Genomic DNA, 12,559 nt, shown 5'->3' on the forward strand with positions numbered 1-12,559 from the left:
ATGAATAAAGCAGGCGAAATTCGGGTAATAGCTTTGGGGCTAATTCGGGATGGCGAACGCATATTTCTTTCTGAAGGCTACGATCCCGTAAAACAAGAAACATTTTATCGGGCTTTGGGCGGTGGGGTTGAATTTGCTGAAACCAGCCGCGACGCTTTACAACGGGAGTTTCAAGAGGAAATTCAAGCAGACTTAACGAATATTAATTATTTAGGTTGTATAGAGAACCTGTTTACATTTAATGGTAGGCAAGGTCATGAAATTATTCAGCTTTATCAATGTGACTTTGCTGATTCAAAATTTTATCAACTGGAAAGTTTAGTTTTTTCAGAATCAAAAACTCATAAACATAGGGCGTTATGGATAGATATTTCTCGCTTGAAATCTGGGGAATTCAGATTAGTACCTGAGGTATTTTTTGAATATTTATAAATCATTTGGAAATTTCAATGGTAGATGCAACGCCAAATAGCCCGCCGCAGGCATCGTTCCAATAAAGGCCAATCCGTGTTAATTCTGCTTTAGATTTGGGAGCATTCCAAATAATTTGTCATTGCCGAACGCAGTCAAGCAATCACAAGCGTAAGTCCTATGAGAGTGTCAATTGGGTCTTAAATCGTTAGATAATTCTACAATACCGCTAGACCCATCAATCCTTACCCGTTGACCATCTTGCAGGAGCCATGTAGCACCTCGAACATCCATCACAGCGGGAATCCCATATTCACGAGCAACGATCGCACCGTGAGAAAGCCGTCCCCCAACTTCGGCAATTAATCCTCCAGCCCTTAATAACAAAGGTGCCCAGCCGGAATCTGTGTAAGGTACTACCAGAATCGTATCTCGGTCAATCTCCGGCACGTCTTGTAAATTTCGCAACACCTTCACCCTGCCTTCAGCTTGGCCCTGACTGGCTCCAATACCTTGTAAGATTTGGTCAGAGTAGAGTGCAGAAGGAGCTAAGGGGTGAGGGGGTGTATTGCCATAGACTAAAAGGGGTACTTGAATGATCTCGCTATCTTGGACGAATTGCGATCGCCTCAATTCCACTAACTCATCCAACTGCTCAATTAAACTGGAATCTTCACCCACTACTAGACGCCGCACTTCATCAAAGTCTAGAAAAAAGATATCTCCTGTTTTCTTAAGTAAGCCTGACTTTAACCAAATCTTCTCTAAAGCTACAAAACTCCAACGCAATTCAGCCAAAATCCGTGAATAAACTTCGGTAACTCGTCCTTTGATATCTACACGCCGTTGTATAAAAGAGCGTTTGCGTTTCCCAGCAAAAATGCTATTAATCGCGTCTTTAGCGCCTGATTGTGGTTCGTTACCCTGCATTAACTGTACAAACATCTGCTTAATCATCTGGGGATTCTCCCGCCAAGTGGGAACGGAAATATCAGTTCCCACTTCACTTAAATAGCCATAATCCTGAAGCAATTCGTCAAATTCTTGTAGGATCTTCTCTCCCTCTGGAGTTTGCTTTAACTGCTCAAATACTTGCTGTGGTTCAAACTCAAGCAATATCTGCTTGGCATCTGTAGCGATTGCACTCAGCGATCGCAATGCCGCCACCTCTGGGGTAACGCTGTTATCAATTTGCCCATCCTTCACCCGAAAAATCGCCTGCCGCAGAGCAGCACTTAAGGGAGCTAAAATGCTGTAATACGTCCCTTGGCGCAGCAACTCCAGAATAAAGTCAATTCTTATTAACAGCTTGGATGGTTCCAAGTTATCTATATCTTCCTGCGCCAACTGCGACAACCCAGGAATAAACCGTTTTTGATAATCCCGCTTGAAGTCCTTTTCTAAATTTAATTCCCGCTTTAGCAACTTCCCTAGTCCGGGCAAATTTTCCCAAGTTGACTCCCAAGACGGTTTACTGAATTTAGCTCCTCTGGTTAAAAATTCCAAACTTTCTGACGGCAGTCCCATGCGGAGAAAAATATCTCCTAAGAGGGATGCATTAAAATAGGCTCTGGAATAATGCAGAGTTGCTGTTTGGGTGAAATCTAACCCCAAGGCGCGTTCGGCTTTGCGGTTGCCGTTGGCAAAGCCTCTGGTAGAGAAGCTATTACTCAAAACTAAAGTAAAAAGTTCTCCCCAAACTCCACAAGTTAATGGACGATTAATCGACCATGTTAAAGGGTGAATTACTCCGGGAATCACTTCAGCGGCGATTTTACGTGTCCAGATGGGTAAGAGAGTGGTGATCGGTCGAGATTGCAACACCCAGAGTGTTTGACCGTCGTAACTCCACTCTATATCTTGAGGAGTGCCATGATAACGTTTTTCGAGTCGGTAAGCTAAGTATGCAACTTGCTTGATTAATGCTTGTGGGACTCGTCCTTGACCCTCTAATTGCACAGAAGAGGAATTTTCTGTCTCAAGGACAAAAGCGCGATATTGTTCAGGTGTGACTTTTCCCGAAACGACTTGCGTCGCGCTTCCTGGAAGGGCTTCAATGATAATCGCATCACCTTGCTGAGTAATGGGATCGCGGCTAAAAGCTACGCCAGAATATATACTCTGGACTTGTTGTTGAATCAGCACTGCCATTGCTGTGTCATTCAAGCCGCGATCGCGCCGATATTGCACGGCAGATGGCTGATTGTAAGAAGCTTGAACTTGGGCGATCGCTGACTGCAATGCCTGTGGGCTGGTAACATTTAAAACTGTTTCATACTGCCCAGCGGCGGAAGCCTGTTCTGAATCTTCTCCAATGGCAGAAGAACGCACTACCAAGGGAGATAATTCTGATGGCTGGAGAAATTCTGTCAACAGTTGAGGATCGTCAATCGGGGCTAGTACCCACCCTTTCGGGACTGGATAGCCCCAGCGCTTAATTTGAGATAATGTAGCCGCCTTTTCTCCAACTATGGCAGCATCCAACTCTTCATCTAGAGAAACCATCACGCGATCGCCGCGTAAAAATTCCAACATCGCTTGCGATTCTGTTTGCGCCTCTTGGGCTGGCAGGTTCAGATCATCAGGAATTTTTGTATAAATCCAGCCCATTAAACCAGCTAAGGCCACAGCAGCAAGCATTCTGGGGATATCGCTAATGTGCAAAAGTGCCACAAACAAAGGAAAGAGAAGCAAAACCCCAAATTTGACTACCCGTCTTGATTGCAGAATTGTAAAGCTAATGACTGCAAAGAAAGATACAAATATTGCTACTAGTGGATCATGTACGACAAATCCCCAGACTACATTTGTCGTACCTGCGCCTCTGCCTACCCAGTATCTACCTATTACCAGAGCGATCAGGGCAATCAATTCCCAAGGCGATCCCTCTGGGAAGAAAACGCGGGTGAGTAAGACTGCTGCAACTCCTTTAAAAGCTTCTGACAAGACTGCCAGAATTCCTACAAACCTACCGCCGTGATAAAAGGCAGCTGATACACTAATGTTTCCTGTACCAACTTGTGATAATTGCTTATGCGTAAGCGCGTAAGTGATCCATGCAATCAGGGGTAATCCGCCCAAGAGGGGGCAGGCAATTAAAATAACTAAGATACCCCAAGGTTCAAACATTCTGGATTTTGGATTTTAGATTTAAATTTTCCATCTAAAACCTCAAATCTCAAATCTAAAGTTTTTCTGAAATTTTTGATGGTTAATAGAGCGTTTTTTTTTACTAGTTACTTAACGGACACTTGGCTACGACGGAAACCGTTTAAGACAAGTGTCCTTCTAGACTACTAATGGTTTTAGTTTAGCGCATAGGCAGCTTGCAGCGCCCAGATGATCAGAGCAGCGATCGATCCCAGAAGCAACACGGTAGAGATAGTGACTACTTTTGGGGAATCTGCACCCTCAAATTTCATTATTCCTCGATTTAAGTCGGACACAGCTTTGTAATCCTCTTTTGTTGGGGCATGAGATATTTGTCCGTTTTGATTGTAGTCCTTCTATTTGCGGATGATGTTAAATTCCTAATATTATTTTGTTTAAGCTTGACAATTTTTCCATCACCATAATTACTTATTTCTTTAGAGGTATTAGTCTTATTTTTACAATGATCGGGTATGGGGCATAGGGCATGGGGAACAAGCAGAGGGCAAAGCTGAAAATGCTAAGGATTTTGTAATTAAATTACAAAAACAAGCAGAAAAGCAGAGGGGAAGGCTGAAAATGCTAGGGATTTTGTAACTAAATTACAATATGTACTAAAATCAAGGACTTGAGTCACAAAGAGAGCAATCATGGCATCCATCCGCGAGTTGCACGAACAGCTGGTTAAAAAAGAACGTTCTGCCGTTGAAATTACCCAAGAAGCTTTAGAGCGCATTCAAGCCTTAGAGCCAAAATTGCACAGCTTTTTATGTGTCACCGCAGAACGGGCATTAGAGCAGGCGGGTGCTGTGGATGCCAAAATTGCTGCGGGAGAAGAAATTGGGCTGCTAGCAGGCATTCCGGTTGGGATCAAGGACAATTTATGTACTAAGGGAATTCCTACCACCTGCGCCTCCCGGATTTTGGAAAATTTCATACCGCCTTATGAATCAACGGTGACGCAAAAATTGGCAGATGCGGGGGCGGTAATGGTTGGCAAAACCAACTTGGATGAGTTTGCGATGGGTAGTTCTACAGAAAATTCTGCCTATCAAGTCACGGCTAATCCTTGGGATTTGTCACGGGTTCCGGGCGGTTCTTCGGGGGGTTCCGCTGCTGCGGTGTCGTCGCAAGAATGTGTGGTTGCTCTCGGTTCTGATACTGGCGGTTCGATTCGGCAACCTGCATCTTTTTGCGGTGTGGTGGGCATGAAACCAACTTATGGTTTGGTTTCCCGTTATGGTTTGGTGGCTTACGCTTCGTCTTTGGATCAAATTGGGCCATTTGCAAACACAGTGGAAGATGCCGCAATATTATTAGGTGCGATCGCAGGTCATGATCCCAAAGACTCTACCAGCCTCAAAGTTGCCATTCCCAACTACGCCGCCAGCTTTATACCAGATTTAAAACCCAGAGGTCAGCTAAAAATCGGTATCATTAAAGAAACTTTTGGTGAAGGGTTGGACTCTGTAGTGGAACAAGCTATTACCAAAGCAGTAGATCAACTACAAAGTTTGGGAGCAGAGATTCATATAGTTTCCTGTCCCCGCTTTCGCTATGGCTTACCCACATACTACATTATCGCCCCATCAGAAGCCTCAGCAAACCTGGCTCGTTACGATGGCGTTAAATATGGTTACCGCGCTCCTGATGTAGATAATCTGCTATCGATGTACACTCGTACCCGTGCCACTGGTTTTGGTACAGAAGTTAAACGCCGCATTATGATTGGCACTTACGCACTTTCGGCTGGTTATTACGACGCCTACTACCTAAAAGCGCAAAAAGTCCGCACTCTGATTAAACAAGATTTTGAAAAGGCTTTTAGCATGGTTGATGTGTTAGTCTGTCCTACATCTCCCACTACAGCATTCAAAGCAGGGGAAAAAACTACTGACCCCTTAAGTATGTATTTAAATGACTTGATGACTATTCCTGTGAATCTTGCTGGTTTACCTAGTTTAAGTTTGCCATGTGGTTTTGATGATCAGGGGCTACCGATAGGATTACAGCTGATTGGCAATGTGCTGCGAGAAGACCAACTGTTTCAGGTAGCTTACGCTTATGAGCAATCCACTACTTGGCATCTGCGTAAACCGCAAATATCTTGAAAATTGTTATTGGGCATTGGTTATTTCCCCCCTGCTTCCCCTGCTTTTTTGGTCATTTATCAGCCTGATTACTGTTCACTGATTAGTGACCATTGACTGTTGACCATTGACTTTTGGAGTCAGGGATTCAGATGTAATTTGTGGTGGATTAAGTATATATAACAGACCAGCAGATGCAGCTACTAATAATAGAATGTAGGTAACAACAAGAGGTGTGTATGTATTTGGTTTGTTGTCTGAATCCTGATGATCATTATGATCATTATTGGAGTCTTGGCGGACTACATTGCTTATAAGAGTATGTGATAAAGCATTTCCATCCAGTCCTAAAGCATCTCCATAGCGACGGATGAATCCTTGAACAAAAATAGGCTCAGGCAATTCTTCAAATCGTTCTTCTTCTAAAGCTTGCAAAATACCTGCTCGAATCAGTGTTTGAGCGGCTATTTCTTCTATGCGGATGGATTTTTCTTGTCTTACTTGTCGCAAGTGTGGGATTATTTCCTTTAACTGCTCTATTTGAGCTTCGTTTAAGAGCGTCACAGTCTTCTACCTAGTATGGGCTAATTCTACTATTCATTCAGAAGACTTCAATCTGCATACGTAAATTTACTGAATATTTGTTTTTCGGATAAATTTTTTTGATAATGGCTTAATCCTGCATTTTAAAATGCTAAAGCGGCACAATTAAATATTTTTTAGTTACAATCTATACTTCTTAATTAAAGAAATCAGGCATGAAAGTTAATAAACTGCAATTTATAATACAAGTATTTTCCCAACTGCTACTCTGGGCTGGGATAATTGCAGTCATCGCCTACTGTGCCATCTGTATATTTCTTTTTATTGGGCAACCTCGGTTCATTTTCTTTCCCTCTGCTGTCATTGAAAAGACGCCAGAGTTTTTTAATCTCCCTTATGAAGAGGTTTGGTTACCTGTACCAATTAAAACAGCCAAGGTAGAACACATTCACGGTTGGTGGATAGAAGCCAAGCAACCCAATGCTAAGGTATTACTATACTTACACGGTAATGGTATCAATATTGGCGCCAACATAGCTCATGCCAATCGGTTTCATCAACTAGGGTTTTCGGTATTGCTGATTGATTATCGGGGTTATGGTCGCAGTGAGGGTATGTTTCCCAACGAAAAGCGAGTTTATGAAGATGCAGTCACAGCTTGGAATTACTTGGTGCAACAACAAGAGATTCCACCCAGCCAAATTTTTCTTTATGGACATTCTCTAGGGGGTGCGATCGCCATCGATTTGGCAGTGAAACATCCCCAAGCCGCTGGTTTGATTGTGGAAAGCTCTTTTACATCCATCCGTGATTTAATAATTTATCGAAACATGTTTTGGATGTTTCCTGTGGATTTAATCTTGACACAGCGGTTTAATTCCATTAAAAAATTGCCAAACTTAAAAATACCAGTTTTGTTCATTCATGGCGCTGCTGATTCGACTGTACCCTCTTTCATGACCCAAAAACTGTATGCCGTTGCTCCCGAACCAAAGCAACTATTATTGGTTCCAGGAGCAGATCATAACGACACAGCAGTAGTTGCCGGTTTGCAATATTTGCAATGGGTAGAGTCTTTTGTGCAACAAGTGCAAGCTAGTAGCTATTTGAATTCCTGAGCATTCATCAGCTTCAACTAGCTTTGCGTTGGTGCAACCCGCCGCAGGCATCGCTTATGGTGTTGGCACAGTTTTACTTCAAAAATCTTCATCAAAATTCTATTCCGATATATCGCGATATATTCCGATATATCGTATAGTAGAGAAAGTTGATGTGAGATTCATTTATGTTTAGACACTTTCGGTCACGTTTTGGCGCACCTGCATGGGCAGGAGTTAGCGAAGATGATTCATTGCTTGTCAGGTCTTGGTTTGGGCATGGCAAGCATCATGGTAGAGATCATGGCAAACACTTCGGCAATGAAATGTTTGGTCGTGGTTGGGGAGATGAACATCGGACTCGTCGGGGTGACATCAAGTTCATCCTGCTGGAATTGTTATCCGAGCATCCTAGTCATGGTTACGATCTGATTAAAGAGATGGAAACTCGTTACGGTGGTTTCCGTCGCCTCAGTCCTGGCTCAGTGTATCCAACACTCCAATTACTAGAGGAAGGTGGTTATCTCAAGAGCGCACAGGAAGGTGGCAAGCGGATTTACACGATTACGGATGAGGGTAGACAATTATTGGCAGAACGTGCCCAACAAGAAACTTCAGACTCTCCTTGGGATACTGTCAAAAGTTTCGTGACAGGTAAGCCCCAAGAGTTTATTGAGTTACGAAATGCTGCAACAGAATTAGCTGCTGTTGTGGTGCAGGTTGCTCGCAGTGGCAATATGGAGCGAATAAATCGGGTGCGTGAGCTTTTAGAACAAGTTAAACGGGAAATTTACGCGATTCTTGCTGAAAAATAAGTAGAGATAGAAAATTACGCTTTTGCTTTTAAGGTGTCTCTACTCTGAAAGTTCTAAATTTTGCGCTCAAACATTAGAAGCGATCGCACTTAAATTTGGCTCAATCAGTGAGTTCAGGAATGTCCACAACTGCAAATCAGTAAAATCTGGAATTGCCATAAATGCGCCGACTTCCTGCAAAAGTTGGGGATCGTGGGTGGAGGCGATGCCAATAGTGCGGATACCTGCGCTCACCGCCGCCCAAATACCAGAGGGAGAATCTTCTAAGGCGATCGCTTCTTCTGCTGTAATCGCCAACTTACTTAGGGCAACTTGGTAGGGCGCAGGGTCGGGTTTACCTGCAATACAATCATCCGCTAAAACAATTGTGTGAAAAGCTTCTTTGATTCCTAAAACCTCTAGCATAAATTCTGCATTTAATCTAGGGGCATTAGTTACTAATGCCCGTTTTAACTGATGTGTATCTGTCCATGCTAGTAGTTCAGAAAATCCACTCAGCGGTTTGAGATCAGGGGCGAGTTTGCGGAAAAGCGCCTCTTTTTCGTCTGCAAATTTTTGCCCTTCTGCTACTGATAATTGTGGCAGAATGTCTTTGACAATTTCTGGATTTAGCCGCCCACTAATTTGGGATTTATAAAATGTTTCGTCAATTTCAATACTGTAATTTAACAGCATTTCCTGCCAAGCTAGGTAGTGTATAGGGTCAGTGTTGACAATAGTGCCGTCTAGGTCAAAGAGAATTGCAGCCAGCATGATTTTTTGGTAAAATGTAAATAATTCTTAACTTAATTTAAATAGTTTACATTGTTTTTTTGTCTTTATACAGCGCAAAAAGTCGTAAATTAATCTGCTAAATCCTAAAATCTATACTGGATAGGGCATGTAAGGGCAGACAGGTAGAGCCTCTCAAATAACTGCCGTATAATTGATAACCTTCTGTGTAAGCAAATGCTAGCCGCTACAAACTTTTTTCGCGTTGATGATTTACTAGTACAGATTTACAACTCTGAAGTCGAAATGGCCCAAGATGTTGCCGAAATCGCGCAAAAGCATTTACAGCAAGTTCTCAAGCAACAGGATACAGCTGCTGTATTGTTAGCAACAGGTAACTCCCAACTGAAATTTCTCGATGCTTTGATTGCATTGGGTGGTGTAGATTGGTCACGAATTATTCTGTTCCATCTAGATGAATATTTAGGAATTACTGCTGACCATTCTGCGAGTTTCCGGCGCTATATGCGAGAACGTGTAGAGAAGCGGGTTGTTCCTAAAGTATTTCACTATATAGAAGGTGATACATTGCAACCAGTAGCAGAGTGCGATCGCTACACTAAACTACTGCAAGCACAACCAATTGACCTATGCTGTCTAGGTGTTGGCGAAAATGGACATTTAGCTTTTAACGATCCAGCAGTAGCAAATTTTCAAGATCCTTACAGTGTGAAACTAGTGAAACTGGATACAGTGAACCGTCAGCAACAAGTAAACACAGGTCACTTTCCGAATCTAGAAACTGTCCCACAATATGCTTTTACTGTCACCATCTCGACAATTTGTTCAGCTAAAAAAATTATCTGTCTGGCTCCAGAAAAACGTAAAGCGAATGTGGTAAAAGAGATGTTACAAGGAGCTATAAATACGGATTGTCCGGCTTCTATTCTCCGTCAACAACCCCAAGCAACGTTATTTTTAGACGTAAATTCTGCTAGTTTGTTGTCGTGAGAGGGAGTAGGAAGTGAAGCGGGTGAGAAGTCACCAAATTTACCCCAATGTTGTTATACTTCTTGAGTAAGTAAGTGGGCGTAAATAATTAAAAGTTTGTAGTAAGGGCTGGAGCCGCTTACTATGAGCCAAGGTATCGAATGCTGCCATCAACTGAAAGTGCATCCCCCTCCTACCAGCAATCCAAAAAAACCCCAAGACCTTTTCTTAGTATGCGGACTCCAAAGTTTAGGGCAACATTGTGTTGCAGTCCTAAAGGAATACGATGTTAAAGTCAGCGCCATTAACGATGTGCAGCCGGAACATTGGGAAGTCCCAGAAGTACCTAGCTTACTAGAAAACTTAATCATCGGAGACTGCCGCCAGCCAAGCGTTTTAGAGCAGGCAGGTATAAGGCAGTGTCGTTCAATACTTTTAGTTACAAGAAATGAGCGGATGAATATAGAAGCTGCATTTGCAGCACGGCGTCTTAATCCGCATGTTCGCCTGATTGTACGTTCTGACAAACAAAATTTCAACAAACTTTTGGATGAAAATTTAGGCAATTTTGTTGCCTTTGAGCCTACCCATCTCTCAGCTTATGCCTTTGCTCTAGCAGCTCTGGGATCTGAAGCTATTGGATATTTCACCTTAGAAGGGCAACTATTGCAAGTAATAAAGCATCAGGTACAAGCGAAGGATAGTTGGTGCAATGGCAAGCCACTACATAGACTCAATCTCACAACTCGCCGCATCTTGAGTCACACACCTATTTTATCTGATCCACTCAGAGAATTGTTTGAGTGGGACCCAGAAGCAGAAGTTCAGGTAGGAGACACACTGGTTTACATTGATATTGCATACGAACTGGCTTTATCTGAGCAACACCGGAAATCTCATAGCCAAAAGTGGCAGTGGCAACAGTTTGTTCAAGGCATTACAGCAAAGAATATCAAGGATAAAATAGCGCTATTTTGGCAATCTTACTACCAAAGCCAAAATCAAATCCGGCGAATTGCGACAATTTATGCCATTACTGTACTTATTCTGTGGCTTGTTGGAATAATTCTTTACCGCTTATATTATCCTAACATCACTCTCCAAGAAGCTTTATATGCAACAGCAGTCTTGCTCTTGGGAGGATACGGAGATTTATTTGGCGGTGTTGAGTTTGCATCGCAATCACAACTCTCAGACCATATGCCTTGGTGGTTGCGGTTGTTTAGCCTGGGACTGACGTTGACAGGTCAAGCTTTTGTGGGGGTATTATATGCACTGCTGACTGATGCTCTTGTCACTTCAAGATTCCAGTTTTTCAATTCCCGTCCTCCGATGCCACAACGCAACCATGTGGTGATTATTGGCTTAAATCGCTTGGGACAGAGAGTGGCTGCTCTTTTGCAAGAACTCAACCAGCCGTTAGTAGGAATTCATACTACTACTCTCGACCAAGACACTTTACCCGATATACCCCTTATCGTTGGCAATGCTAGCGAAGCACTAACTAAGGTGAATCTCTCCCGTGCCAAAAGCATCGTTTTAGTTGGGGACGATAACATGGAAAATCTGGAAATTGGTTTGATGGCTCATGCAATGAACCCCGTCACTAGCTTGATTATCCGCTCTCAAGATCGTTATTTTAGTGATAATATAGCCCCTCTGTTTCCCTATGCCCAAGTTCTGTGTGGCGCGGCTTTGTCGGCGGAAGTCTTTGCTTGTGCTGCCTTTGGAGAAAATGTTCTGAGCTTGTTTCACTTGAGCGAGCAAATAGTCATGGTGACGGAATACAAGATTGAAGATGGCGATACGCTGAATGGGTTGCTTCTATCTGAAATAGCCTATGGCTACAGTGTTGTGCCGATTCTCTACCAGAAATATCGGCGAGACAATTATTCCTTGATGCCCTGGTATGATGTTAAGCTTTATGCTGGCGATCGCTTGATTGTTTTAGCCACAAGCAGTAGTTTGCAGCGAATTGAATGGGGTGAAATGCTGCCTCGCCTTTGGCAGGTGCAGATTGAAAAAGCTCTAACTACAAATGCTATAATCTATGGTGCTGAAGAAATAGTCTTGATTACGGGATGTAGTTCTGCTACTGCTAGGCAATGGATGAATAATTTGCCTGGAGTGTTACCAATACAACTTTATAAACATCAAGCTCAACGTCTTGTGCGTGAGCTAATAAAAATACAAGTTTTGGCAAATGTAATCTTCATTGGGCAAGGTAGTAGCTCGACTTGAGCGAACTGGCGTGTGATTATAGAGGCGCAATATCAATGTATTGTGCCCCTACGCGTGTGGTCTAACCGCTGTAATAGCCTGAAGTTTACACAAACGCCGATTGTACGTCTTTTACAGTGTGGTGAATACTATTTAGAACGAGGAGAACCTGTTACTTCATTAGGATCGCTAGGATCGCTATAAGCCCGGATTTTATCACGATTACGAGGCAGAAAACCAAATAAACCGCCTAGACCAAGTAAACCTAGCCAACCCCAATCGAAACCGCGATCGCTAGTTGGTTCAGAAGTTGTGATGGCTGTATTCCTGTTAGTACCTGTAGTGTCAGTACCTGAGCTAGTGCCACCGCCTGTAGCATCAGTACCTGAGCTAGTACCACCGCCTGTAGCATCAGTACCTGAGCTAGTGCCACCGCCTGTAGCATCAGTACCTGAGCTAGTACCACCGCCTGTAGCATCAGTACCTGAGCTAGTGCCACCGCCTGTAGCATCAGTACCTGAGCTAGTACCAC

General features: G+C 43.1%; 10 protein-coding genes. 6 read left to right on the plus strand and 4 right to left on the minus strand.

The window, feature by feature from the left end; all coding sequences use genetic code 11:
* A complete protein-coding gene (locus Q0541_RS08985) occupies positions 1–432 on the plus strand; it encodes an NUDIX domain-containing protein (RefSeq protein ID WP_298908503.1) in 432 nt (143 codons plus the stop codon).
* Positions 433–600: 168 nt separating this feature from the next.
* Here Q0541_RS08985 and Q0541_RS08990 read toward each other — a convergent pair whose 3' ends face one another.
* Positions 601–3,540 (minus strand): glycerol-3-phosphate acyltransferase, encoded by a 2,940-nt coding sequence (locus Q0541_RS08990; RefSeq protein ID WP_298908506.1) that lies wholly within the window; start codon positions 3,538–3,540, stop codon positions 601–603.
* 671 nt (positions 3,541–4,211) lie between these two features.
* On the opposite strand from Q0541_RS08990, the gene gatA reads away from it, so the two are divergent.
* Positions 4,212–5,672, plus strand: a complete 1,461-nt coding sequence (gene gatA, locus Q0541_RS08995; protein WP_298908509.1) for an Asp-tRNA(Asn)/Glu-tRNA(Gln) amidotransferase subunit GatA — start codon at positions 4,212–4,214, stop codon at positions 5,670–5,672.
* A gap of 75 nt (positions 5,673–5,747) precedes the next feature.
* Here the strand turns inward: gatA and Q0541_RS09000 are convergent, their stop codons facing one another.
* Entirely contained in the window at positions 5,748–6,215 is a 468-nt protein-coding gene (locus tag Q0541_RS09000; protein ID WP_298908512.1) for a helix-turn-helix domain-containing protein, read from the minus strand.
* Positions 6,216–6,409: 194 nt separating this feature from the next.
* On the opposite strand from Q0541_RS09000, the gene Q0541_RS09005 reads away from it, so the two are divergent.
* The gene (locus tag Q0541_RS09005; RefSeq protein WP_298908514.1) at positions 6,410–7,312 is read left to right on the plus strand and encodes an alpha/beta fold hydrolase; all 903 of its coding nucleotides are present in this window, start codon (positions 6,410–6,412) and stop codon (positions 7,310–7,312) included.
* 167 nt (positions 7,313–7,479) lie between these two features.
* A complete protein-coding gene (locus Q0541_RS09010; protein WP_298908516.1) occupies positions 7,480–8,106 on the plus strand; it encodes a PadR family transcriptional regulator in 627 nt (208 codons plus the stop codon).
* Between the two features lie 66 nt (positions 8,107–8,172).
* On the opposite strand, the gene Q0541_RS09015 is transcribed toward Q0541_RS09010, so the two are convergent.
* The gene (locus tag Q0541_RS09015; protein ID WP_298908519.1) at positions 8,173–8,859 is read right to left on the minus strand and encodes an HAD-IA family hydrolase; all 687 of its coding nucleotides are present in this window, start codon (positions 8,857–8,859) and stop codon (positions 8,173–8,175) included.
* Positions 8,860–9,054: 195 nt separating this feature from the next.
* On the opposite strand from Q0541_RS09015, the gene Q0541_RS09020 reads away from it, so the two are divergent.
* A complete protein-coding gene (locus tag Q0541_RS09020; RefSeq protein ID WP_298908524.1) occupies positions 9,055–9,828 on the plus strand; it encodes a glucosamine-6-phosphate deaminase in 774 nt (257 codons plus the stop codon).
* Positions 9,829–9,951: 123 nt separating this feature from the next.
* The gene (locus Q0541_RS09025) at positions 9,952–12,048 is read left to right on the plus strand and encodes a TrkA family potassium uptake protein (RefSeq protein ID WP_298908526.1); all 2,097 of its coding nucleotides are present in this window, start codon (positions 9,952–9,954) and stop codon (positions 12,046–12,048) included.
* 128 nt (positions 12,049–12,176) lie between these two features.
* Here the strand turns inward: Q0541_RS09025 and Q0541_RS09030 are convergent.
* Positions 12,177–12,559, minus strand: a 383-nt coding sequence (locus Q0541_RS09030) for a WGxxGxxG family protein (RefSeq protein ID WP_298908529.1), incomplete at its 5' end; no start/stop codon positions are given.

The sequence above is a fragment of the uncultured Nostoc sp. genome, assembly GCF_937863485.1.
Classification (GTDB): domain Bacteria; phylum Cyanobacteriota; class Cyanobacteriia; order Cyanobacteriales; family Nostocaceae; genus Nostoc.

Bases quoted from the DNA above. Each gene is read 5' to 3' on its own strand.
- Q0541_RS08985 (WP_298908503.1), top strand. From the start codon at position 1: ATGAATAAAGCAGGCGAAATTCGGGTAATAGCTTTGGGGCTAATTCGG.
- Q0541_RS08990 (WP_298908506.1), bottom strand. From the start codon at position 3,540: ATGTTTGAACCTTGGGGTATCTTAGTTATTTTAATTGCCTGCCCCCTC.
- gatA (WP_298908509.1), top strand. From the start codon at position 4,212: ATGGCATCCATCCGCGAGTTGCACGAACAGCTGGTTAAAAAAGAACGT.
- Q0541_RS09005 (WP_298908514.1), top strand. From the start codon at position 6,410: ATGAAAGTTAATAAACTGCAATTTATAATACAAGTATTTTCCCAACTG.
- Q0541_RS09010 (WP_298908516.1), top strand. From the start codon at position 7,480: ATGTTTAGACACTTTCGGTCACGTTTTGGCGCACCTGCATGGGCAGGA.
- Q0541_RS09015 (WP_298908519.1), bottom strand. From the start codon at position 8,859: ATGCTGGCTGCAATTCTCTTTGACCTAGACGGCACTATTGTCAACACT.
- Q0541_RS09020 (WP_298908524.1), top strand. From the start codon at position 9,055: ATGCTAGCCGCTACAAACTTTTTTCGCGTTGATGATTTACTAGTACAG.
- Q0541_RS09025 (WP_298908526.1), top strand. From the start codon at position 9,952: ATGAGCCAAGGTATCGAATGCTGCCATCAACTGAAAGTGCATCCCCCT.